Below are 25,695 nucleotides of genomic sequence, written 5' to 3' on the forward strand. Positions count from 1 at the left end.
AGATCTACTGGACAGCCTGATGGCTGAAAACCCGTCGACCATCATCGGCAACATGATGCAGTGGTTGCAGGAAGAGCATGCAGACCTGTACTTCTCGTTCCCGGAATCAAACCTGCAAAAGAAAGTGGCGCGCTTCGTAAAACGCACGCCACTCACGGAAGAAAATTTTACCGGCCTGCTGAAGGCCCATCTGGAAAGTGAGGTAGATGTATGAGCCTGGGCGAAACTTTTATTTATCTCACCGAGAAACAGCCAGACCCGAAAAAGATAATTGCCGAGTTCAAAAATTGCCTCTCAGGTTATCGTTCCAAGGCCAGATACTTACCTGGCCTTGACGTGGAGCAACAGTTTCAGGTCGGTGACGAAGTATTAAAACCTGCGCCCAAGGACAGTAAAGAAAGGGCCGTAAACTATGCAACTTGTCCTGAAAATGGAAAGCTAACACTCATTCATAGCTTCGAGTCCGCAAGGTTCGTTCCTATTGGAAACACTCCAATCGAGCTAATACCCGTCGATAAAGAAAACAAACCGATGGGGCCCGCCCTAACGAAGAAAATCGGCCCTAGCGGTATTGAGGTTATTTCCGACCTCAAGCCGCACCAACGGTATCGGGTCTCCTTCTTTCCGAATCCGACACCTGCAGACCTTGAACGCCTGTTCAAATCCTATGATGACGTCATGGGTGACTTGACAAAATGGCTTGAAAATGAATGGAGCACAACATGCCTGCCACTCTGGAAGGAGCACAGCAACGCATCCTTGTCAGAAAAGCTCTGGCAGAAAATGCAGGCAGACTGGGATGGTTTCTGGAGTTTCATAATGAGCATTTGGAGCGACATCACGTCGCTCTACGACTTGGTTACTAACCCTCGAAAAAATTATGAAAAGCTCAAAAAGTACTTCACCGAAGAAGCCATCAAAAAGATATATAACTCATCGAAGGAGTCTCTCAGAACCGCATTCTTGATTGCATGTGATGAGCCACTTCTATGGGTTTATATCTCTGCGGTATGGGCTTGGGTCACTATGCTGCCACCGCAAACGCGCGCGCAAGTTGTCGCACGACTCAAGACTGAAATTGTTTACATTATTCTCGGGATTATCTTCACTGCCGGCCTTGGTGTTGCATTACGTGCTGGCGCCAAAACTGTCACATCAACGTTGCAGGCTGAAAAAGCTCTCAAACTGGTAGAGAAGCTCACCGCCAAGCTGATCGAAATCAGCCGCATTCGCTCAAAAGTACACGCGGAGGCAGCCGCCCCGTTGAGGCTTTCCGGCGTTGGAGTGACCAACTCAAGCAAAAAAGTCGCGGCAGAGATCTCACCTCACATGCCAGCTCAATCGGCCGTTCAGCCCAAACATCCCACACCGGCTGCGGGTGCCAAGGTTGAACCAGACGCGCAGATTCACACGCGAAGCAAAACCCAGAGTGAAACGCGTCTGGAACAAAAAGAGTCGGTTCAAAACGCTCCGGAACAGTCGAAGAATCCGGCGGAGCAACCCGCACAGTGCTCTGGAAAAACTTGCACCAATGGTGAGCCTGTCTCCATGGTCACGGGGGAGGAACTACTCACCCTGACTGATGGTGAACTATGCGGTTTGTTACGTCTGGAGTGGACACGCCTTTACCGAAGCAGTGCAGTCGAAATAGACAACCGTTTGGGGCATGGCTGGAGTCATTCGCTTTCTCATCGCTTGAAATTCGACGATGACGGTGTGCTTTGGACGGACAACGAGAACCGCCAGACCCGGTTCCCAATCCCGACTCAGCAGCGCCCCACTATCATCAATAGCCTCGCGGAGTCTGCGATTTACCTGGGCGATGCTCCAGGTGAGTTGATCCTCAACCAATCTGCAGAAGCCGATCGTTTTTATCATTTCCGGGCTGACCGTCTGACGACAATTAGCGACTCGTACGGAAATCAAGTACACATCAGTTATGACTTGGTTGGACGTATCCAGAGAGTTGACAATGGCGCTGGACGCGCATTGCTCTTTCGTTACGACGATCGCCACATCACCTCGGTAGATCATCAGCATCAACGAGCCGAGTATAACGAGCGTGGTGAGCGCCAGGATCCATGGCTGACTATTCAGACCCTCATCACCTATCGCTACAACGCGCAAAACCAGTTGGTATCCGCGACCAATGCGGCAGGTGAAACCGAGCATTACCGCTACAACGATCAGCACGTCATCCTTGAGCGGCAACTGGCCGGTGGCGCCAGCTTCTTCTGGGAATGGGAACGTGAAGGCAAACTCTCCCGTTGCGTACGTCATTGGGCCAACTATTCACAACTGGAAGCTCGCTACGAGTGGGATGACAAAGGCACGGTGACGGTTCACAACGCCGATGGCAGTGAACAGGTTTATGTGCACGACGAAAATGCACGCCTGCTCAGCCAAACCACTGCCGATGGTGCAGAAACGCAGAATGCCTATGACGATCAGGGACGCCTGGTTGCTGTAAAAGATCCAATGGGAGCCATCACCGAGTATCAATACAGCGACGCTGGTCGGTTAATAGCCGTATTTCCACCTGAGGATGAGCCGACTCACTACAACTACTTCAACGGCCAGCTCGTCGAAGTCAAACGTGGCAAGGCCCGTTGGCAATATTCTCGCAATACACAGGGAGATATCACCCAACAAATCGATCCTAATGGGAACGAGACTAATTTCACCTACGACCAAAAAGGTCGTCTGCTTGAGGTTCAGCATCAAGACGGCAGTCGCCATCAGTTGGGCTGGAATAATCTCGGTCAATTGCTTGAAGAACGCCTTCCGGATGGTGGTCAACGCAAGTACCGCTACGACGCACTTGGACGCCAGATCACGCGTCAGGACGAATTCGGAGCCATCACCCATTATCAATGGGACGCCGTCGATCGCCTTACCCAGATCACCCTCCCCGGCGGCGCCACCCGTGCCTTCACCTACAACCCGTACGGACGCGTCACCGCCGAACGCGATGAGCTCGGCCGCATTACCCGCTACGAATACGCCGACAACCTGCATCTGGTCAGCCGCCGCATCAACCCGGACGGCAGCCAGTTACTCTATCGCTACGACAACGCGGGTCTGCTGCTCACTGAAATCGAAAACGAGCGCGGCGAGCACTACAAACTCGACTACTACGCCAACGGTCTGATCCAGCAGGAAACCGGTTTCGACGGCCGCCGCACCGCGTACGAATACGACCTCAACGGCCAGTTGCTGAAGAAAACCGAATTCGGCGACGACGGCAGCGAACTGGTCACCGAGTATCAGCGTGACGCTGCCGGACGACTGCTGGTGAAAACCCTCGCCGATGGCGAAGAGATTCACTACAGCTACGATGCCCTGGGTCGTCTGGTGAATGTCGACGACGGGCACTGGCCGCTTGCCTACGAATACGACGTGCAGGATCGCCTGATCACCGAACACCAGGGTTGGGGCACCACACGTTACGAATACGACAGCGTCGGACAACTGAGTCACTGCCGCCTCCCCGATGGCAGCACACTCGACTACCGTCATCTCTCAGGGGGACGCCTTAGCAGTATTGACCTCAATGGCTCACGCCTGACCAGCCACCAATTCAGCGCCGGTCGCGAACAGCAACGCCAACAAGGACTGCTGCTCAGCCAATACCAGTACGACGAACAAGGTCGCCTGCAAGCGCACAGCGTCAGCCAGCGTGAAAAAAACCTGTTCCAGCGTCGCTACAACTACGACGCCAACGGCAACCTCGTCGGCATCGACGACAGCCGCAAGGGCAACCGCAGCTTCCACTACGACCCGCTGGACCGCTTGACCAGCGTACGTGGCGCGACACCGGAAACCTTTGCCCACGACCCGGCCGGTAACCTGCTTGGGCAGAACAACGAAGGCACAGCCAACCTCGCCAACGTGAAAGGCAACCGTCTGCTGATGCAGGGCGACCGCCATTACGACTACGACGCCTATGGCAACCTGATCCGCGAACGCCGCGGCACCGGACAGAAACTCGTCACCGAATATCGCTACGATTGCCAGCATCGACTGATCGGCGCGAGCCTGCCGGGTGGCAGAACCGCGTCCTACAAATACGACGCCTTCGGTCGCCGCATCGAGAAAACTGTCGATGGCCATACCACCGAATTCTTGTGGCAAGGCGAACGCCTGATCGCCGAAAGTGCCGACAACCGTTATCGCACCTATATCTACGAACCCGGCAGCTTCCGCCCGCTGGCCATGCTCGACGGCGAAGGCCCGCGCAAGGCAACGCCGTTCTACTACCAACTCGATCACCTGGGAACACCGCAGGAACTCACCGACTACAGTGGCGAGATCATGTGGTCCGCGAAGTACCGCGCCTACGGCAACCTCGCGGCACTGGATGTCAGTGAAATCGACAACCCGTTGCGATTCCAGGGTCAGTATTTCGATGCAGAGACGGGCCTACACTACAACCGGCATCGCTACTACAATCCGGGGACTGGGCGTTTTCTGACTCCGGATCCGATCAAGCTTGCTGGTGGGTTGAATAACTACCAGTACGTGCCTAACCCTACGGGGTGGGTTGACCCTCTAGGTTTAGAAGGTTGCCCTCAACCCGGAGAAAGTAAGCCTGAAACGACCGAAAAAAAACCGGTTGTGGATGAGGGTACCCCGGAAGTCCCCCGCTATGAGACGCCGTACAAACCTCTCGGAGACCCTCAGAAGAAGGTATTGCAAGGCAAAGTCGCCAACAGAACGGCAACAAAAGATGAAGTTGCACACTTGGACTGGGATAGACGTTTCTCAAATCGGCGCCAACGTGGTGTAGATCGTTTTTGGTCAGAAGAGCGCAAACGACTTCGTGCGGGTGAAGCGGGGACACGGAATTGGGATGAAACCCAGGCCGACGCTATCAAAAGCGGTAAGAGGCCGAAATTTGATGGCAAAACCATCGAAGGTCATCACCTGTACAATGCGTTGGACTATCCGCACTTGGCTGACAAACCATTCAACATTTATCCTGCTACACGAGATGAGCATTTCTTCAGGTGGCATGGTGGTAACTTCCAAAATGACACAATGGGGAAACCGCTGAACCCTCTTGTTCCCGAGGACTTTTGAACGATGACTAAAATAAGCATTGCTGCTGCCACACCGACAAACGATATTGAAGCTGCAAAATTTCTACATCAGCGCTTCAAAATGTCGCTGATTGGCTCGCAGAAAAAATTAGCCATGGGAGAGAAAGGATTTTTCTACACCTGCGAGCTATACGGGAATGATCACGTTCAGCGCGAAAAGGAAGTTCGTGACATCATCAGTTTTTTTAAGCAGAAGAATATCGGTTTGTTAGTATTGGAAATTGATGACAATCAAAGCTGGGGAGACTTGGATATGACCGATCTGAATCAGTACTCCATATCTTCTGAAGAGTTGCTGAACGTTCTAGATTCCTCGTCAGGGCTTTACCAGTAACAAATTTTCCCGTCGTCTCTTTGGTGAGACGACGGGAGTTCTCTCCTACTAATCTTTTTTGAATAATTTGCTCATCGACCATAAATATCGTTTAGCTCTACAAGAGCTGATCGAAAAGTACCTCAAGGGAAGGGATCCCCACTATGATCATCTGATCAAGATCATTCAGGACTCTTCACGGCAAGTTCCAATCAGAGGGGTGCTTGAGGACATTCGACAATTTAATAGAGTCCAGTTTACGCGGCAAGAACTTAAGCTCATTGACGACCTTTTATTCATGTATGGTTAACTGGCCTTTGAAGCTCCCTTCATAGCGCGCTCTGACGTGAGAATGCCATAGCACCAGAGCCCGGGGCTGAACCGACGCTTCAAACCGTAGCGAAAACGGTCACATCTACACCCGACTGTCAGATTTTCCTTCAACCAAATTGACGTCGACCATTCTGCATCGTTAACTGTACATTCGTACAGTATCGGAAGTCGTGCGTCATGAGCTTTTCAATCCTAGGCCCAATCGCCGTGGGCGGCCGAAAACTGCCCCTTTGCCTCGCCAGCGTGCCGGCTGGTTTCCCCTCTCCCGCAGCGGATCACATTGAAGCCCACATCTCGCTGGATGAGGTGATGAACATCCGGGCCCCACACGTCTACCTTGTCTCGATCACAGGCGAGAGCATGCAGGGTGCAGGTATTTTTGATGGGGACCTTGCGGTAGTAGACCGCTCGATAGAGCCCGTTCACGGACACATCGTGGTTGCCCTGCTAAACAACGATCCCGTTTGCAAACGTCTTTGCCTTCGCGGCAAGGACGTCATCCTGCTCTCTGAGAACCCCAAATTCCCTCCCCGCTACGTGCTAGAGGGAGACGAGTTGGCAATTTGGGGAGTCATCACCGGTAGTGTACGCAGTCATGTCTAAATCCCTTCCCGTGTTCGCTCTTATCGACTGCAACAGCTTCTATGCCAGCTGCGAGCGAGTATTCCGTCCAGACTTAGCCAAGGTCCCGATCGTCGTGCTGTCCAACAATGATGGTTGTGTAATCGCACGATCAGCAGACGCCAAACCATGGATCAAAATGGGTGAGCCGTACTTCCAGATAAAGCACAAACTCCGCCAGCACGGTATCGTCCCCTTCTCGTCCAATTACGCGCTCTACGGCGACATGAGTGAGCGAGTGATGACAGTCATTGAGTCACTGGTGCCGGCGGTTGAGGTCTACAGCATTGACGAAGCATTCGCCGATCTCACAGGTATTAAAGATCTCGACCCACTAGGCCGTCAGATACGCAGTCAGGTTCTGCGCTGCACGGGCATCCCTGTCGGCGTAGGAATCGCTCATACCAAGACCTTGGCCAAACTGGCCAACCACACCGCCAAACGCCTGCAAGCTCAAACTGGCGGCGTCGTTAACATCTGCGATCCACACAAACGGGATTGGGTGTTGCGAAACACCGATGTCGCGGAGGTATGGGGAGTCGGCCGGCGAATGAAATCGCATTTGGACAGCATGGGTATCAAAACAGCTATGGACCTTGCCAAAGCCGATGCCTGGACGTTGCGTAAAAATTTCAGCGTAGTCATTGAGAAAACGGCACGAGAGCTAGCAGGCACCCCCTGCCTTGAACTCGATGAGCCGAACCCTCCTAAACAGGAGATTTGTTGTAGCCGAATGTTTGGCCAGCGCCTGAAGGAGCTACCGCCAATCAGAGAAGCGGTCGCCACCTACGTGCAGCGGGCGGCAGAGAAGCTCAGAGCACAGCTTTCACTTTGCAAGAAAATCAGAGTCAGCATTCGTACCGGCATGTTTAATCCGGAGGAAGCCAAATACGCCAACGGCGTAGTGGTTGATCTACCTTACCCGACTGATGACGTGAGACTGCTGACCAAGGTAGCCACCGATGCTCTTGAGCACTTGTTCAGACCAGGCTTCAAATACAGCAAGGCCGAGGTTCTGTTGCTGAATCTTTGCCAGCACGGTGAATACACCGACGACTTGTTTGCCACCTCACAACCTGGCGAAGCGACAAAGACCATGGCCGTGCTTGATCAGATCAATCAGCGATGGGGTCGGGGCACGCTGCGAGCAGGGAGTGTTCCAGCCAATCCAGCCTGGGCAATGCGTCGCGAAATGATGAGCCAAAGCTATACGACAAGACTCGATCAATTGTGGAAGGTCTCTTGTCGTTAACGACGAAATGCTTCTGGTGATCTAGTTAGCCGGCAAAGCAGCGTGGCCAAGAACGGGATTTCTTACATCTGCCTCGTGGAACAGACTGCGAATGCCGATATTGTTCGACGCTCCGGATTCCATACAGTCAGACACCAGGCATAATCGGGCAAGGATCCTGGATGAAAAAAGTCTGTCCATACTGCACTTTCATTGTGTCCATTCAGGGGCGCCGACAAAGGTTGACCTGGTCTGTTCAACCAACTGAACGCCACCACATCGCATTGATCCAAAAGCCCTATGGTGTCGACCCATTCAGTAAAAAGTGCGCGCCCCACTCCAGCCGCATCAAGTACCTTTGGCAAAGAAAGTGGCCGGATGAAATCGAGGTAAAGTGCCGGGATTCCAATGGCGTCGATATCTGTCCGCAGAAGATTGGCTAACTGCTGCTGGCTCAATTCCTCCCCCACCGCATCATCCAGGTTCCAACTCATACTCGGTTCGGGGTAGTCAGCTATCGGCAGCTTCCGAATAACCCTTTGATGCCAGTCACGCTGACTGGCCATGATCTGATCGTAAAGCGCTGTCAAAGCATATCGATGCAAACCTGCCCCACCCCTGGCGTCTTGATCAACAGTCATTGTTACAAACTCAAACACGTTACCGAGATCGTCCAGTCGCTTGCGCAGTAGCGCTGCTCTACTCGATCCGGCCCCCGTCCTACTAAACAAGTGATCCTTCACTGTCCGCCTCCCTGATCTTTTTAGATAGCGGCCTGGACTTCGGGCACGCTCACAAATGCAGTCACGTACGCTAACAAAGTCGCGGCCTCAAAAAAGTAGGAGGTTTCAGCTAGCGTGGCAGGATCAGTAGCGTTTGAACCGTGTATTGCGAGTCATTGATTATCTTTTGAAGTGGGCTAATTACTACGATTTTCGTGTGCATCTTTTTCCTGTAGAGCAAACCTTCACCCGACCTTGTACCTCTGAGAAGATTGAGACTTTTCACGAGCAATGCCATATTGCCATCATCTCGCTCAAGTCCTGCTCGGCGCCTGGCGACGTTCACGCAAGTCACCTCTAACTACGGCTTAAAGACTCATTCTGCGCAGTCGATATCGTACGAGTCGACAGAATGGGCAGCATTGCGCGCTCCGCCTCTGAATCAGGTTTCTCTGCATGTATTCAACACAAAAGTTTGTCAAAACATCGTCAATGAACGGTCGGTACGTTTCATTCAGGGTTTCCAGATTTTTTGTGTTCATGGCACTCGCCATTTGCAGCCTGCTGTTTGATTCATCTTCGGCGTACGCGTTATCGGCCAGCTGCACGACGCTCAACAGTTTGAGCGGTTCGGGTAGCTTTTCTCGCTCCTTTCCTGCTGGTTCCTTTTCTGCCGGCGAGAGCGTCTCGGTCACGTTCAGTGACAACGGCGGCAACGTCGGCAACAGCAATCCGTCGTCCGCCGATAACGTGATCCTGCGCAACCCGACCACCTTCTCGCCCTACTTCGACTACCGCAGTAATACCGGCAGTGCAGGTAGTCATGCGGGCAGTGCTTCGGCTGCAAATCTGACCAACGGGCTGTTCATCAGCACCAAGGTCGGCACCTACCTGAGCACGGTGACCATCAACTGTGGTGCGGCGGTTTCCAGCGATGCCTCCCTGTCGAACCTGATCCCTTCAGCCGGTACTTTGTCGCCTTCATTTTCATCGGGCACCAGTACCTACAATGTCGCGGTCGCGAGCAACGTATCGTCAATCACCTTTACGCCGACGGCCTCCGACAGTAACGCCACGATCACGATCAACGGAATGAGTGTGGGCTCGGGTGCTACATCGCCAGCAATCAGCCTGAACACGGGGTCGAACACGATCAGCGTATTGGGTACTGCCCAGGACGGGAGTACCACGCACCTGTACACCATCACGGTCACTCGGGCCGTCGCTGCGCCAGATGCGAGCAATGTGTCCGCGACCCTGGCAGCCAACAGTTCCGGCAATCCGATCACTTTGGCCCTCTCAGGCGGTACTGCGACGTCGGTTGCCGTTGCATCCGCCCCTTTACACGGGCTTGCCACCGCCAGCGGCACCTCCATCACCTATACGCCGGCTGCGGGTTATTCGGGAACGGACAGCTTCACTTACACGGCGAGCAATACGGCGGGTACCTCTTCGGCAGCCACCGTATCCATCACCGTGACACCGCCAACACTGGCGGTGACCCCGGGTTCCTTGCCCGCAGGCCAGATCGGCACGGCCTACAGTCAATCGCTCAGCGCTGCGGGCGGAACCGCGCCTTACAGCTACGCAAGTTCAGGGGCTGTTCCGACCGGTTTGAACCTTGATTCGGCCAGCGGCATGTTGAGCGGTACACCCACCAGTGTCGGCAGTTTCAACTTCACGATTACGGCCACCGATAGCCATGGCGCAACGGGGAGCACGGGTTATTCGGTCAGCATCGTCGCCGGTGCACTGCCCGTCACCGGTGCTGTTTCTGCCACGGTTGCCGCCAATGCCAGTACGCCGGTGAACCTCGCGCTATCTGGCGGTGTTGCCAGTTCGGTTGCTGTCGCCTCTGCCCCGCTCCACGGTTCAGCGGTTGCCAGTGGTACCACGATCACCTACACCCCCGTGACAGGTTACTCAGGTCCAGATAGCTTCACCTACACCGCCAGTAACTTGTCGGGCACCTCCTCCCCCGCGACGGTCACGCTAACGGTGACGGCGCCGACACTGGTGTTGACCCCGGCCGCTGGTGCGTTGCCTGCCGGTCAGGTGGGAACGGCCTACAGTCAATCATTCAGCTCGACCGGCGGCTCGGCGCCGTATAGCTATACAAGCTCCGGAGTTCCCGCAGGGCTGACTCTCGATGCAGCCAGTGGCGTTCTGAGTGGTACGCCCGCCAGTCCTGGCAGCTACAACCTCTCTGTCAGCGTGACGGATCAACATGGCGCCGTCGGCAATGCCAATTACACGCTGAGTATTGCCGGTGGGCCAGTGCCTGTGGCCAACCCGGTTTCCGCCGCCATCGCTGCCAATAGCAGCGGCAGTATTGCGCTGTCTCTGGCGGGGGGAGCAGCCACGTCGGTCGCGGTTGTCACTGCACCAATGCACGGCAGTGCGATGGCCCGAGGCCTGACGATCACCTATACGCCAGTGGCCGGGTTCTCCGGGACGGACAGCTTCACCTACACCGCCAGTAATGCCTCAGGCACCTCGCCGGCAGCGACGGTCAATCTGACGATTTCAGCCCCTACCCTGATCGTTTCCCCCGCCGCCGGATCGCTGCCAGCGGCAACAATCGGTGCCCGTTACTCACAAGCATTGAGCGTAAGCGGTGGCAGCAGCCCCTATCGTTTCAGCGCCACTGGTCTGCCGTCGGGCCTGAACATCGATGCCTCCTCCGGGACAATTTCCGGCACACCTTCGGAAGCAGGCTCGGCGACCATTGCCGTGCAAATCACGGACGCCACCGGTGCGACGCTCAATGTCGCTTACAGCCTGAGCATCGGCGGCACGTTGCCAAGCGGCGCCGACCGCAGCGCATCCTTGTACGCCGGGCAGGCAGTCACCGTGAACCTGGCGGATGGCATCAGCGGCGGGCCATTCACCGGCGCGGCATTGTTGGACACGCCTTCCAAAGCCATGGGACAGACGACGCTCAGCGGGACGAATCTGACATTCGTGGCTGCCGCACAAGCTTCAGGCGCTGCGATCATCCGTTACACCCTCAGCAATCGCTGGGGCGCGTCGCAACCCATCACCCTGACGCTGCAAGTGGCCGGACGTTCCGACCCGAGCAAAGACCAGGAAGTGATCGGCATGCTCGGCGCCCAAGCGCAAAGTGCCGCACGTTTTGCCCGCGCACAGATCGACAACTTCAACGACCGCCTCGAACAACTGCACGACAAAGAGAACCGTCGTGGCAGCAGCTTCAACTTACAACTCGGCTTGCCGCAATCACGCCAGTCACGCACCGGCAATACCAGCGCCTCGGAGATGTACCAGGCGCTGTCGTCACTCAGTGGCAGCGATCGCACAACCTCCCCACAATTGTCCGCAGCGCCCGGCTCAAACAACGGACTCCTGGGAGATGAGAACCTGTCGTTCTGGAGTGGTGGCTACGTCAACGTCAGCGATACCCGCCGAGACGATGTGAAGCTCGACAGCACCATGGTCGGCATGAGCGCCGGCGTCGACTATCGCTTCTTTGATGCCTTCACCGCCGGCATCGGTTTCGGGTACGGCCGGGACTCCAGCGATATCGGTTCCCAAGGCAGCCACAGCAAAGGCGACTCCTTCAGCGGCGCAATCTACGGCAGTTTCCACCCGGGTCGCGTATTCATCGACGGCTTGCTTGGGTACAGCAACCTGTCGTTCGACAGTCGCCGCTATGTGACCGACAACGGCGGATACGCCAAGGGCTCGCGTGATGGCGATCAGATCTTCGGCTCGCTCAGCTCGGGTTATGAATTCAGGGAAGACACCTGGCGTATCGCACCCTATGGCCGTGTCGACGTGTCATCGACGAAGCTCGATGGATTTCGCGAATCCGGCAGCGGCGCGCTCGACCTGGCATACGCGGCACAACGCATGAGCGTGTTGTCCGGAACCAGTGGTTTGCGGGGGCAATATGGCTTGTCGCTGAAGCCGACGGAACTGACGCTGCGTGGTCGCCTCGAATACAGCCACACCTTCAGCGGTGACAGCACGGCGCGCATGGGGTACGCCGACATCAGTGACGCCACCTATGGCGTATCCACCCAGGGACAAAGCGAAAACCTGATGACCGTCGCGCTGGGAGCTGACTTCTCACTGCCAGGAGGCTTGACGACAGGCGTGACCTATCAAGGGTCATACGGATTGGGGGACGACTCCAGATCTCATGCGCTGATGCTCAGACTCGGAACGCGATTCTGATATCAGGGAGCGGCGTCTCAATAGAACACTCGGCTGGTGCAGGTATCTGACAGCGTTTCCGTCATTTACGTCCATGGTTATCACCTGATCAACACATGCGTCGGCTTTCTAATACAGAGAACAAATACATACCGGCCAACATAGCCAACACGAAAATGATTATTTGCCAGTGCCCCGTCAGCAGAGTAGCTACAGCCGGCCCAGGGCAAATCCCCGCAATTCCCCAACCAACACCGAACACTAGACTGCCGCCAATCAAGCGGGGGTCCAGCTCTCGCTTTACGGGTAACTGCATGCGGGCACCCAGCAAGGATTGCTTGTTCTTGCGCGCCCAATTCAGGGGAATAACCGCCACTGCAATGGCCCCTCCCATCACCAGAGCAAGTGACGGATCCCAAGCCCCGGCGACATCAAGAAAAGCCAATACCTTGGCAGGGTTCGCCATGCCTGCCAGGAGTAGACCTAAGCCAAAGATCAACCCTGCAAAAAATGCGCTCAACTTGATCATCTTCAAGCTCCCAAAACATGACGAATGACGTACACCGTTGCGAAGCCGGCGGTCATAAAACACACCGTTGCCACGATGGAGCGAGGAGACAACCGGGAGATCCCGCACACGCCGTGACCACTCGTACAGCCCGAGCCGTAACGGGTTCCCACGCCGACGAGCAGCCCCGCAATAATCAGGGCCGGCCACTCTGTCTTGATCTCTATTTCCGGCAAAACGGTCAACGCTCCCCACAACAAGGGCGCAAGTAAAAGACCAAGAAGAAACAACGCCTTTTCGCTCCAGCCTTCACTATCAAATTGCATCACGCTACCTAGCAAGCCGCTGATGCCCGCGATACGACCATTAGCGAGAACGAACAAGCTGGCCGCCAGCCCTATCAAGGCGCCGCCGCCTAATGACGTCCAGGGTGTGAAGTTGATCCAATCGATGTGCATTTTGTATCTCCTGTACACAAGTGCTGGTAAAGACGTTGATCAGCGAAGCAACAACATAGGCTAATGGGAGATTGCGAAGCTGTGCATCAGATAATTGATGAGTTTGTGGGTAGTCGAATCCAAGTAATAGGCAAACACCACAACTGCATTCAAGAATCCTCCCCCTATCACACAAGATTTTTCTTGTTCCTATCCCCTACCCCGATTCCTAGAATTTCCTCGCGCTGCATCACGGCGCTATTTGCCTGATCTAACACTGCAAGGAAGTTTTATCTCCATGAAAGCAATTAAGTTTCTGATGCTGTCCACGGCTGTGTGCGCCATGACCGGCACGGCGATGGCGGCTGACGGCACCATCAATTTCACCGGCGAAATTGTCGCGGCGTCGTGCATCGCGTCTGCCGGCGCCGGTTCCACGGTGGGCGGTGGTGCTGGTCAGCAGATCGTTGACGTGAACCTCGGCAAGGTCAGCATGGATGCCATTAACGGTGCGGGCGAAGGCAACATTGCAGCCGGTACTGCCATCAACCTCAACCTGGACTGCGGCAACACCGCCGCCGGCCTGACGACGGTCAAGTTTGGCTTCGACCCGATGTCCGGCTCCGGAGTCGATCCGAAAAACAACAGTCTGCTGAAGATCACAGGGAGTGCCGAGGGTGTGGGAATCGGCATGTTCGACGACAACAACCAACTGATCAACATGTCCGGAAACGAAACGTACTCCGCCCCACTGACGGTCCAAGGTGAAGGTAAGGACGCCAAGTATTCCGCCGATTTGCGCATGCGGGCCTCTTATGTGGCCAACGGTGCCGAACTCAAGCCAGGTACTGCCAACGGCACTCTGCCTTTCACCCTGACGTACGAGTAAATCGTCCAAAAAAGAGGGGCTTACACGCCCCTCGTTTTCTGCGAGTCGCTGATGAATACCGGTAATTTCGTTCGTATCTGTTTTTTACTGACACTTTCAATGCTATCCGACGCTTCCGACGCGGGCATTCAAGTGGGCGGCACGAGGATCATCTTTCCGGCGTCCAGTCATGAAGCCTCGCTTCAGGTTCGAAATGAAGGCAACGATGACATCATGATCCAGTCCTGGATCGAGGCCGGTCCAGGTCAGGCCGATCGTGAGATTCCTTTTGCAATCACCCCGTCACTGGCGCGCCTGGGTCACCGTAAGCAACAGACGTTGCGGATCTTTTACCAGGGCAAAGGACTGCCGGAGGACCGAGAATCGGTGGTCTGGGTAAGCGTGCAGGAAATCCCTCAAATCAGCAGTTCCGAGAACAGCCTGCAAGTGGCTTTTCGTCAGCGCCTGAAGCTGTTCTACCGCCCCAACGGGTTACCAGGGAACGCAGAAGAGGCCGCCGGAGCTTTGAAGTGGAACATTCTGAGAACCGCCGGCCAAGCCGTATTGCTGGCGACCAATGACTCAGCCTTTCATGTTTCTTTCGCGAAGATGAGCGTGACGATCGGCGAAAAAGAATACCCGCTGGAGCCCGCCATGATCGGCCCACGAGGTTCCCGGAAAATGGCCATCAAAGGATTACCTGCCTCACTGGGCGGCGATGCCCGGGTCGTTTGGGAATCGATCAATGACTACGGCGCACTGATCGAACACACGGCTTCGATCAAGTTCTGACGCCGCTCCCCTCTCCCGCTTCACCCTCGTTTCATCCGCGCACGCCTTGGGATATGCATCCCAGGACTCCTCGTGCACAGGAAGTAGTGTTTTGACGGAAGTTTGGCCTTATTCCATGCGAATCAGAAAGTACAACAGGAAGTCTCGGAAGAAGCGCGCCCAAAAACGCTCAGGCAAGTATCTCTCCTGCCTGGCCGCCGCGAGCATGTTAAGTGCCTCGGCGGCATCCGCCACACAATTCAACCCGATGTTCCTCAAGGACAAGGGAGCCAAGGTCGACTTGCGGTTCTTCGAACAATCCAATGGTGTCGTACCGGGTGACTACAGTGTCGACGTATATCTGAACCAACGCCTGGAACGACGCCAGGATATTTCCTTTATTGTCGACGAAGACACGCCCAATGCTGATGCACGGCCGATCCTGAAATTCGGCATGCTGCGCGAAATGGGCGTGGACGTTGAGCGGCTGCAGAAAGAAGGCATTGTTTCCGAGCACATTACGGACGACGAATCGGTCAATGTGCTGCGTATCGAGGGGGCGACGGTGGAGATGGATGTCTCCCAACTGGCTCTCTACATCAGCGTACCGCAGGCTTACATCAAGCGCCGCTCACGTGGCTACGTCGATCCGTCTCTGTGGGACGAGGGAATTACCGCCGCCTTCAGTAACTACCAACTGAACTTCAATCGCAACAATGGTGGCGGTTTCAAAAACGATTACGGCTACTTGGGTTTGCGCAACGGGTTCAACATCGGTCAATGGCGCCTGCGTAACGATTCGTCGTTCAGTCAGAGCACTGGAGCATCACGCACCTTTTCCAGCAACCGCACCTATCTGGAGCACGACGTTACCTCACTCAAGAGCCGCTTTGCAGTCGGACAGCTCTATACCAATGGCGACATCTTCGACAGCAGTCGTTTTCGTGGGATTCAACTCGGTTCGGACATCGGCATGCTGCCCGATGACGAATCGGGTTACGCGCCCGTTGTACGCGGCATTGCCGAGACGCATGCCACTGTTGAAGTACGCCAGAACGGCTACGTCATCTATTCCACGACGGTGTCACCTGGCGCCTTCGAGATTCACGACATCTATCCGGGTGGCTCCAACGGTGACCTTGAGGTGACGATCATCGAGTCCGATGGACGCGAGCGAAAGTATACGCAAGCCTATTCCTATCTGCCGGTCATGGTGAGGCGAGGTACGTTTCAGTACAGCCTGTCACTGGGCAAATACAACAACGAAGGAATGAAGTCGCCTCACTTGATGCAGGGCACGGCGGTCTATGGCGCCACCGACAACCTGACAACCTACGGAGGCTTGCTCGCCGCCGAGGATTACAACGCTTTCAACTTTGGTCTTGGCCTCAACACCGGCCTGGGCGGGATGTCCCTGGACATCACAAATAGTCTGTCGCAACCGGCTCACGGCGAGGCGAGTACCGGCCAGAGTGTACGTTTTCTCTATTCAAAGACACTTAACAGCACCAATACGACCTTCACCATGGTGGGCTACCGCTACTCCACTTCGGGTTATCGCACGCTTAGCGAGCATATCCAGGAGATGAGCGAAGTTGACCAGCAGAACTTCATCAGCAGTCGCCCCAAGAGTCGACTGGACCTGAACATCAATCAGAACATCGGAGGTCACGGTTCAGTGTTTGTCAGCGCGGGAGAGACCAGTTACTGGAATCGCGCCGGCAGCACACGACGCCTGCAATTGGGTTACAGCGGCAACGTCGGTGAAGTCACTTACAGCATCACCGCCTCGCACACGCAGGATGGGGGGCGTTCGCATGAATCAGACAATCAGCTCGCTCTGTCGGTGAGCTTTCCTTTTGGATCGCGCTCTCGGTCGCAGCGCGTGTACAGCAATTTCACCCGCTCGGGCAAAAGCGACGACAGCCTTCAGACCGGGGTTTCGGGGTATCTCGACGATAACGGTCGGCTCTCGTACTCCGCCCAGGCCGACGCCTACGGCGATCAACGTTCACGCAGTATCGGTATTGGGTGGGATGCGCCAATGGCCAAGGTTGCCGGCAACTACGGCATGTCCGGCTCTGCACGCCATATGGATCTGTCTGCATCGGGGGCGGTCGTTGCTCACAGCGGCGGCGTCACCTTTGGCCAGCCGGTGGGAGAAACCTTTGCGCTGGTGGAGGTGCCGGGAGTCAAGGGCGCCAGTATCAACGGTGCCGCGTCGCATACAGACAGTGCCGGATACGCCATCGAGAGTTACGTTCAGCCCTATCGCTACAACGATCTTGACCTGGACACCCAGACTCTGGGCACTGACGTTGAGGTCACCGAAACCTCAGCCCGCGTCGTGCCGCGCCGTGGGGCCGTGGTCAAGGCGCATTTTGATGCGTCGTCCGGACGGCGCGTGCAGATCGACCTTGTCCTCCATGACGGGAAAAAACTGCCGTTTGGCGCCCAGGTAGAAGACGAAGGCGGCAAATTACTGGCCGTGGTCGACAACCAGTCCCGTGCGCTGGTCTTCGGCATCAAAAACGAAGGCTGGCTGAAAGTAAAGTGGGCTGACGGTATCTGTTCGGCCCCCTATCGACTCCCCCCCCAAAACATTGCGTTGACTTACGACCAGATGAATGTGACCTGCGGTCTGCAGTCTGATCAAGGAGTGAAAAGTTGAAATTTGCATTACATAGTGTTGTGACATTGTTATTTATTGCAGCCAGCAGTGCCGCCTCTGCTGATAACACAGCGGGGTGCTGGTGGTCGCCACAAACGGTCAATCAGAGAAAGATGTATTTCAGTTTAGTAATGACGCCTAAAACGCTGTATCTCGCGCCTATTGGTCAACGCATGAATTATCAATCATTCTCCTTGCAGTCTTTGAGCACCAACATCGACTTCAAGTGTCCCACGAAAGTAAATACCATTCACTATAGCTATAAAGTAGACGCTCCTTTGGAGGATGGATACGACGATGTCTATCGTACTAATCTATCCGGGGTTGGAATTCGGCTCGTAGATTTTAGATTGAACAAAGCTATACCTTTTGAAAATAGTTATACCAATGCTCCAAGAATGATCGGTCGGCTTCCAGAGCCTTTGCATGTAGAACTTATACGTACAGCCCGTGACATCCAGAAAGGCAATCTCAACGTAAACTTTAAGATACACGCGCAAGTTGAAGATTGGGATGCGGCAGAAATAGAGGTCATTGGGCAGGTTGAGCTGATTTCCAGTAACTATTTCTCGGGATGCACCGGTGAAAAACGTCAGGACATTCCCCTTGGCAAAGTAGCTATTCCGCTTCTAGAACAGCAGACGCCTCGTACTGTCGGCTTGAGCGTACTGTGCACTGGCCTTCTTCCAGGATCGAATCTTCCCGTGAAAATATACTTTGAAGGTAATAACGAAGGCGCCGGAATGCTCAACTTGACCCCCGGAGGAGCAGAAGGCATTGGTGTCGCCCTAACCACCCCAGCGGGGGTGAAACTTCCGTTTAGTAAATGGGCTGGGTTAGCTATGCAATGGGTAAAAAGTGAAGAAGATGGCGAGCGCTATACGTTTGAGTTCAATGCAAAATATGCGCGCAAAGGCAGCGCCAAGATAAAACCCGGCAGAGCCGATGCGGTTTTGAATTACATCCTCGACTACAACTGATTGGGTGATGTGTACAGGTCGGGCACCGATCGCTCAACCGGTGTTGCTCAGGCCGCAAAGTCACGGCTCGATGACGAAAGCCAGCCGGACAGGCATTCAACCGGCATCGGACGGGCGCAAAGATATCCCTGTCCGATCCTTACCCCCATCTGCGCAAGGCACAAACGCTGTTCTTGCGTTTCAATGCCTTCAACAACCAGCCGCATACCCAGCTCACGCGCCAACAGGACAGTGGCGCGGACGACGCTTTGATGCTGCGAGGAACGAAGAACTTCCCGCGTAAACTCGCCGGCCAGCTTGATTTCGTCGAACGGCAGTTGGCACAGACGATACAACGAGGAGTGCCCCGTACCGTAATCATCGAGTGACAACCGAACCCCGATCTGACGAAGGCGGAGGATGTTCTGCACGCAGCGTGCGCTCGCGATTGCCGGGCCGTCCTCCGTAATCTCGAAAGTCACTAGCGACAACGACACCGGATGTTGCTGCAAGCGTGCGATCAAAGCACTGACCCACGTTTCGTTCGCCAACTGATTAAGGCTGAGATTGAAAGCAAAACCCAATACCTGGCCCTGGTTACGCAACTCGACCTGAGCGGCCAGACCTTGATCCAGCAGCGCGAATAACAAGTCGTCGAGCAGGTCTTCGCGAGCCATCGTCGAGATGAACGCCGCGGGCGTCAGCATCCCGCATTCGGGATGCTGCCAGCGCGCAAGGACTTCCACTGAAAGAACGGCGTTGCTGACAATATCGAATTTCGGCTGTACAAACGCCCGGAATTCCCCTTTTAGCAATCCTCTGCGGATCTCGTCTGCATCGGGAGCAACCGTACGACGTGCTTCGTCATGGGTAGGTCTTGGAGGGGAGAATACTGTGAACATGTGCAAGAGAACCTGGCTCAAATCATTCGCAAAGGGTATGCGAGTCATCGCCCACGTCCTCTAAGACGCGTCTTGAATTCTACCAAGACAAATCTGTTCCTCAGCTCACCTCAATGGGGTTGTAGCGACAGACTGATGCTCTCGAGAGATTCGAGAAGCATCTGCCCTGCTTCGAGCAGTTCCTGAGTGAGTGCTCCCGCCGAGAGTTCTTCCATCTCGACACAGCGCTCCAGAAGTACCTGATGATTGAGCAGATAAGCCGTACCTTTCAGCTTATGCGCGATGTTTTGAATCGCGAATGTGTCTCCGCTATCCAGCGCCTCACGCAGCGCAATACTTTCCCTCTGATTGCTCCTGCAAACCTCCTCGGCCATCCTGGTACGAATATCCTGGGTCCAGGATGTCCCGTCCGGCACGGGTGATTGATCGTTTCCAAATTTGGGAATCATTTGGTTGAGTACTGCCAGGTTCGTCGGCTTGGCTAGCGTATGGTCCATTCCGGCGTCGGTGCAGGCCTGCTGCACTGACCGCTGCGCATCGGCGGTGAGACCGATGATCAGGCACGGTTTGATTCCTTTGCCCTGCTCCATCCGGCGTATGGCGCGGGCCATCTCGAGACCGTCCATTTCCGGCATGTTGCAGTCAGTAATCACGATGTCGACATCATGCTCGCTCCATACCGCAAGCCCTTCCAGGCCGTTGTTCGCGGTAAGCGGACGATGCCCCAAATAGCTTATCTGTTGGACGAGCAAATATTGACTCGGCAGGTGATCCTCGACAATCAGGACCGTAAACAGCTCTTCAGTGTTCCGCGCAGCCCCTTTGCCCTCCTCGTGCGTTGCGGCAGAATCAACCACCCTGTTCAGATCGAGCGAAAAGCTCATGCGAGTACCATTGCCCAGTTCGCTTTGCACTTGCAGAGTGCTCTGCATCAATTGGCAGAGCGCCTGACTGATTGCCAGCCCCAACCCAGCTCCGGAATTGGAATCGCTGGTCACACCATCGACCAGGTAGAACGGCTTCAAAACTTGATCCAGATGAGACGGTGGTATACCCGTCCCGGTGTCACTGACGGCGATCTGAAAACTCAAGATGGAGTCTCCAACCGCGTGCACCGAGCAAGAAAGATCGACATTTCCGCGTTCGGTAAACTTAATCGCGTTACTCAGCAGATTTGAAACGATCTGTTTGACCTTAACTGCATCCATCCACACTTGCTCTGCGGCAAGCGAGTCAAGGTTGAGTGTCAGGTTCAACCGCTTTTGCCTTGCAAGTCCGGAGAAAACATTGCCTACCGACTCCAGCACGTCTTTCATACGGGCCGGCTCGGGCGTCAGGGTGAGTTTGCCCGATTCGATCCGCGATATATCAAGAATGTCGCCGATCAGGGCAAGCAAACCGATTGCCGATTCATAGGCAATGTGCACTGACTGCTGATTTAGATCGATATTGCTCTTGCGTGTCAGTACCAGTTCCAGCATGCCGATGATGGCATTGAGCGGCGTACGGATTTCATGGCTCATGGTCGCAAGAAACACCGTTTTGGCTCGACTGGCCCGATCTGCAGACTCTTTGGCGATTTGCAATTCATCGAGCAGCAACTGACGCTGTTGCAGATCCTGCCGCTTGCGCAGAATGCGCCGACGCTGGGCAAAAATCAGCAGGCCTGCTACAAGCAGCAGCCCCGTCAGAACCCCGAGAGAGCGCCAGAAACTCGACCTCAGCCCCTCCCAATATCGGTCATCTGTCGCAGAGTTGGCGCGCCATCGACCGATGATCTGCAGGTTCTTTCTAGGCGTGATATCCAGCATCGCCTTATTAAGGATAGAGATGAAAAGCGCTTGATCCCGAGGTGCCGCAAATACGATTCGTGCCCCGGATCCATTGACGACACCTCCAACCCTCAAGCTGTTTTCATATTTGTAGGAGAGGTAGTAACGCGCTACGTGCGCCGGAGCCAGAACTCTGTCGGCGTCACCGTCACGTACCAGTTTAAAGGCCTCACCTATGGTGTCAGTCTGTTTGAAAACCAGGTTCGGGTATTGGCTGCCGAGCATACTCAGGTCAGCATAGCCTTTGGCAACTGCAACGATAACCTGGCTTTGCGAGTCCAGGTTTGCCGACGCATCCTCTTGCCTCTCTACGAATAGATAGGGTGCAAAAGTCAGCGGACGAGTATGAAGAAATCGGGACGAATCCGCAGATGATTCGGGTAGAACACTTAGAATCGTAGCCCCATGCCCCAGTTGAGCCGCAGCCTCGCTGATCGAACTGACACGATGGATAGTGAAACGAATCCCGGCTTTGCGCCGGATAATGTCCAGCACGTCCGACGCGATACCATTGAAGCGCCCGCGGCTGTTGAAAAATGCGTAGGGGGCAAGATCCTCGCTGACAACCAGATGCACAGCTGAAGAGCGATCCAGCCATTCACGCTCAGCCATGGAGAGCTGATCGCGAAACTCGCTGAAGTTGCAATCGTCAGTATCTCCCCAGAGATGCTGGGCCTTGATGATCTCGCAGCGGGTAAGTCCGCCCAGTGCTCGATCAAGTATGCCTTGCAGCATATCGTTCCCCGGTTTTAATCCGAAACCGACGTCCACTTCCGACAGCTTCGCGCTCTGGTTGACCACCAATTGGCTGCTGAATATTTGGCTCGAGAGGTAATGAGTGGACAGCGTATCCCCGAGAAAAACCTGGTTCTCCCCTGTTAGAACCGACGACATCGCCAACAATGCAGATGGGTAATGTTGAAACTGTCCGCGCCCTCCTACACTCTGGAACAGTTCCAGCATCTTGCCGTTGGCGACTGCAATCCGCGTCTGACCATCGTCAGCACTATATTCATGCAAATCCCCGGCCTCGGAAAATAGCGCCAGCTCTGTAACGACGTAAGGTGAGCTGAGACTCATGCCTTGATTCTTCGCCATCAACCGAGTGACGTTGCTGACCATGTCGATGGTGCCGTCAAGCAAGGCGCCATACATGGCAGCACGCGTTTCAAAAGAGCGCAGATGAACTGGCACACCCAGCTCTCGTTGCAGCGCCACCAAATAATCGGCCATCAGGCCTTCGAAATTCTGATCTTCTTCGAAGATGCGATAAGGCGGCAGCGGATCTTCAAAAACGCCGACCACCAATAGTCCTTTCTGCGCAAGCCACTGTCTTTCCTCCTGAGAAAGCTGGACTTTAAGATCCTCAAGAGGTTGTCGGGCGATTGGGCTCAGGTCTCGGGCGTACGACGGACTGCCGTAGCTGAATATCAAAAAAAGTACAAACGACAGGGTTTGCAGGATGATTTTCATCGCTGGGTGATCAAATGAGGTGATGCCGGCGGGCAATGTCTGCCAGCTCGACTACCGATGCAACACCAAGTTTGCTTTGGATATTGACCTTATGCCCACTGACGGTTTTATTGCTCAAGCTAAGACGGCTGGCGATATCACTATTGGAAAGACCCTCGGCCAGCAACTTGAAAATCTGTAATTCCCTGTCGGTAAGATCTTCGAGATCCGCCGTCGCATCGACACTGCCAAGCAGAGGCATGGCGTCTTTCGGAAAAAAAATGTACCCATCGGCAATAGTCTCGATGGCCTTGACCAGCTTGCTTATAGGTTCGTTTTTACTGACGAAGCCACTGGCCCCGGCTTGCAGGCAGCGTGACGCGTAGTTCTCCTTTGCTTGGGAAGTAAACACCAGCACCCTGGTATCCAGCTTATCCCGCCTGATGCGTTTGAGTACGGTCAAGCCATCAAGCTTTTCCAGACCTATATCCAATATGACAATGTCCGGCGTCAGCGACTCGATCATGCGTATGGCATCTACGCCGTCGGCAGTCTCCCCCACTGACTCGAATCCGATCGGGGCCAAAGCTGAGCGGATCGCGTGGCAAATCAACGGATGATCATCAACGATCAGGACTTTTTTGCTCATGTCGTCACCATAATTTTTAGGACGTGCCCTCTGAACATCTGATGAAAATGCGGGGCTCATAAGCAATATTTTCATCAAATATGTGTGTAACTGGCTAGCTCGGCCGGTCCGTTTTTCTCGCTTTCCGAAAACGGTACAAATCAGCCACGCCTGGTCTTAATGATATCTTCGGATTTGAACCAACACATGCACGCCTGTGGAGCACCATGCATTTCGAGAATATACCCGGCTCAAGACAAGATATTTCTTGTGCCCAATCCTCAACCCGCTACATAGGCTTTTGCTATTTTTTGTAGACGCAGCGATGCAGAGAACTCAAGAGACAGTCGTCGTGACACGTAAGCGGCCACAAAGCGTTCACTGGCACCACTACGTACATTGCAACTACCCGTTAGGAGCGAAGATTTGCGAGGTCTTAAGTCCGCTCGCAGCCCGTAACCTTCGAACTGCGGCACTCAATGTCAATCGAACTTTCCCTTCACTTCAGGTCTTCACGCTTCAGAGCGTTTGGCGTCGTTCCTTTGTCGCTGAGTTCAAAAGCAAGGCCGCAGCTCTCGTGCTCGATGGAAGCTATAGCCATATACAGTCAAGATTCTTATCACTCAGCTTCAGTCGGATTTTCCGAAAGACAGACTCCTAAAGGCATGCTGCTCTCCCAGAGCGTTAAGTAACGGAGTCAACAGCACATTCGATTAGTCTCCGGTCAGCCCAATTCCCGAATGATCTTGCAGAACTCCGGGTCATCAAGGTATGCCACGTTTAGACGGGTCCAGGGCACTACCTTTTTGGGTTGGGTCGAAAAAATCGCCCCGGGCGCCAGCATCACTCCTTGGGCCAGGCAGAGCCGGGTCAGGACATTGGCGTCCTCAATATGCGGAAAACGTGCCCACAGATACAGACTTTGTTCGGGACGGCAAAAAACCTCGGCGCCCAGTTCGTCAAGTAGCGCAAGGCCGCGAGCAGTCGCCTGGCGCAGACGATCCTGCAAGCGCGACAAGTGCCGCAGGAACTGGCCTTCGCTGAGGATCACGTCGATGGTCCGCTCACTGTACTCGGCGCCGCTGTTGTGCAGGATCATCTTGATATCGGCCAATTCTTCTACCCGCTGTTTGCTACCGGCGATAAACCCCACCCGCAGCGCGGCCGACACTGATTTGGAAAAACTGCCCAGGTACAACGTTCGGTTGAGTTGGTCGAGGGCCGATAGCTTGATCGCTGAACTGGGCTTGAAGTCAGCCATGGAGTCGTTTTCCACCAGCAGCAGGTCGTAAGTCTCGGCGATCCGTAGCAACTGATGCGCCTTGGCCGGTGACAGGTCTGAGCCCGTGGGGTTATGGCCGATGGACTGAAGGAAGAACAGTTTGGGTCGATTGGCCTTGAGCAACTGTTCCAGCACCTCCAGATTCGGTCCGTCGGGCTCACGAGGTACACCTAGCATCATCGCGCCCTGAAGTTGCAATTTGCCGAACAGCGGATAGTAACCGGGGTCTTCGACCAATACCGCGTCCCCCGGATTGATGTAGCGGCGGATGATCAGGTCCATGGCATGGTTGGCCCCCAGGGTGGTGACCAGTTGCCGGGGGGAAACCGGAATGTTGTAGTCCGCCAGCTTTTGCACAAGCCGTGCACGCAGCCCAGCGTTACCCAGGCGCGTGCCGTAGCGGAACAAGGTGTTGACTCCGGCCCGCACCACCTGCCGATGAAATTTGTCCAGACGCATGTCCATGAGCCATTCAACCGGCGGGAAACCCTCCCCCAGAGGCGAATGTCCAGGGTCGCGCAGGAACTGCTGGCGCATCATCCAGATCGTGTCCAGCGCTCGGTTGTAAGGCAGGCTGTCGTCTTCTTCAAGCGTGTGTGCCAGGCGTTTGATCACGAAAAAGCCCTGGCCGTGGCGGGCTTCTACCAGCCCCTCGGCGGATAAGTGCTCGTAGGCGGTGATTACGGTGTTTTTCGAATGACCATGCAGGCGCATGTATTCCCGTAGTGATGGCAACTTTTCGCCGGCCTTCAACGCGCCGTCGGTGATTTGTTGGGCGATGGCTCCGGCTACTTGTTGCGCGAGGGTCTGGCGCGCCATGGCAAATTTCCTTATGGACTTTTGTAATAGGTACAGTCGCTGAACTGTCTGGGAAAACTGTACCT

Annotated in this window: 16 protein-coding genes and 1 pseudogene; 10 read left to right on the forward strand and 7 right to left on the reverse strand. The window is 54.9% G+C overall.

What is annotated here, in order from left to right; all coding sequences use genetic code 11:
- The 5 genes and pseudogenes from AC1MDC_RS27880 to umuC form a co-directional block, all read left to right on the forward strand.
- Positions 1-214: pseudogene (locus AC1MDC_RS27880) on the forward strand (DUF4123 domain-containing protein); the annotation flags it as partial.
- The gene (locus AC1MDC_RS27885; RefSeq protein WP_480394132.1) at positions 211-5,082 is read left to right on the forward strand and encodes an RHS repeat-associated core domain-containing protein; all 4,872 of its coding nucleotides are present in this window, start codon (positions 211-213) and stop codon (positions 5,080-5,082) included. The pseudogene AC1MDC_RS27880 and the gene AC1MDC_RS27885, both read left to right, overlap by 4 nt.
- A gap of 3 nt (positions 5,083-5,085) precedes the next feature.
- A complete protein-coding gene (locus AC1MDC_RS27890) occupies positions 5,086-5,436 on the forward strand; it encodes a hypothetical protein (protein ID WP_480394133.1) in 351 nt (116 codons plus the stop codon).
- Between the two features lie 489 nt (positions 5,437-5,925).
- Positions 5,926-6,351: a LexA family protein gene (locus AC1MDC_RS27895; protein WP_085702940.1), complete on the forward strand. Its 426-nt coding sequence runs from the start codon at positions 5,926-5,928 to the stop codon at positions 6,349-6,351.
- Positions 6,344-7,621, forward strand: a complete 1,278-nt coding sequence (umuC, locus tag AC1MDC_RS27900) for a translesion error-prone DNA polymerase V subunit UmuC (RefSeq protein WP_480394134.1) — start codon at positions 6,344-6,346, stop codon at positions 7,619-7,621. Before AC1MDC_RS27895 ends, umuC begins: the two co-directional genes overlap by 8 nt.
- 62 nt (positions 7,622-7,683) lie before the next feature.
- Here the strand turns inward: umuC and AC1MDC_RS27905 are convergent, their stop codons facing one another.
- A complete protein-coding gene (locus tag AC1MDC_RS27905) occupies positions 7,684-8,343 on the reverse strand; it encodes a hypothetical protein (RefSeq protein WP_480394135.1) in 660 nt (219 codons plus the stop codon).
- A gap of 435 nt (positions 8,344-8,778) precedes the next feature.
- Between AC1MDC_RS27905 and AC1MDC_RS27910 the strand changes: the two genes are divergently transcribed.
- A complete protein-coding gene (locus AC1MDC_RS27910) occupies positions 8,779-12,522 on the forward strand; it encodes an autotransporter domain-containing protein (protein WP_480394136.1) in 3,744 nt (1,247 codons plus the stop codon).
- Between the two features lie 88 nt (positions 12,523-12,610).
- Here AC1MDC_RS27910 and AC1MDC_RS27915 read toward each other — a convergent pair whose 3' ends face one another.
- Both AC1MDC_RS27915 and AC1MDC_RS27920 read right to left on the reverse strand, forming a co-directional pair.
- Positions 12,611-13,030 carry a DUF6691 family protein gene (locus AC1MDC_RS27915; RefSeq protein ID WP_085696169.1) on the reverse strand — a complete coding sequence of 140 codons (420 nt, stop codon included), beginning with the start codon at positions 13,028-13,030 and terminating at the stop codon, positions 12,611-12,613.
- A 2-nt stretch (positions 13,031-13,032) separates the two neighbouring features.
- Complete coding sequence (locus AC1MDC_RS27920; RefSeq protein WP_085702126.1) at positions 13,033-13,467, reverse strand: YeeE/YedE family protein; 435 nt, start codon at positions 13,465-13,467, stop codon at positions 13,033-13,035.
- 277 nt (positions 13,468-13,744) lie between these two features.
- Here AC1MDC_RS27920 and AC1MDC_RS27925 point away from each other — a divergent pair, with 277 nt between their 5' ends.
- The 4 genes from AC1MDC_RS27925 to AC1MDC_RS27940 all read left to right on the forward strand — a co-directional run bounded on the left by AC1MDC_RS27925 (position 13,745) and on the right by AC1MDC_RS27940 (position 18,736).
- On the forward strand, positions 13,745-14,335 hold the full coding sequence (locus AC1MDC_RS27925) for a fimbrial protein (protein ID WP_234205282.1): 591 nt from the start codon (positions 13,745-13,747) through the stop codon (positions 14,333-14,335).
- 51 nt (positions 14,336-14,386) lie between these two features.
- On the forward strand, positions 14,387-15,106 hold the full coding sequence (locus tag AC1MDC_RS27930; protein ID WP_480394137.1) for a fimbrial biogenesis chaperone: 720 nt from the start codon (positions 14,387-14,389) through the stop codon (positions 15,104-15,106).
- Positions 15,107-15,311: 205 nt separating this feature from the next.
- Positions 15,312-17,756: a fimbria/pilus outer membrane usher protein gene (locus tag AC1MDC_RS27935; protein WP_480394151.1), complete on the forward strand. Its 2,445-nt coding sequence runs from the start codon at positions 15,312-15,314 to the stop codon at positions 17,754-17,756.
- The gene (locus AC1MDC_RS27940; RefSeq protein ID WP_480394138.1) at positions 17,753-18,736 is read left to right on the forward strand and encodes a fimbrial protein; all 984 of its coding nucleotides are present in this window, start codon (positions 17,753-17,755) and stop codon (positions 18,734-18,736) included. Before AC1MDC_RS27935 ends, AC1MDC_RS27940 begins: the two co-directional genes overlap by 4 nt.
- A gap of 47 nt (positions 18,737-18,783) precedes the next feature.
- Here AC1MDC_RS27940 and AC1MDC_RS27945 read toward each other — a convergent pair whose 3' ends face one another.
- From AC1MDC_RS27945 to AC1MDC_RS27960, 4 genes are all read right to left on the reverse strand, one after another.
- Positions 18,784-19,617: an EAL domain-containing protein gene (locus AC1MDC_RS27945; RefSeq protein ID WP_480394139.1), complete on the reverse strand. Its 834-nt coding sequence runs from the start codon at positions 19,615-19,617 to the stop codon at positions 18,784-18,786.
- Positions 19,618-19,727: 110 nt separating this feature from the next.
- Positions 19,728-22,922 carry an ATP-binding protein gene (locus AC1MDC_RS27950; RefSeq protein ID WP_480394140.1) on the reverse strand — a complete coding sequence of 1,065 codons (3,195 nt, stop codon included), beginning with the start codon at positions 22,920-22,922 and terminating at the stop codon, positions 19,728-19,730.
- Between the two features lie 10 nt (positions 22,923-22,932).
- Entirely contained in the window at positions 22,933-23,550 is a 618-nt protein-coding gene (locus tag AC1MDC_RS27955; protein ID WP_085702949.1) for a response regulator, read from the reverse strand.
- A gap of 703 nt (positions 23,551-24,253) precedes the next feature.
- A complete protein-coding gene (locus AC1MDC_RS27960) occupies positions 24,254-25,630 on the reverse strand; it encodes an aminotransferase-like domain-containing protein (protein ID WP_234205267.1) in 1,377 nt (458 codons plus the stop codon).
- Positions 25,631-25,695 lie beyond the last annotated feature (65 nt).

The sequence above is a fragment of the Pseudomonas sp. 1 genome (assembly GCF_056626735.1).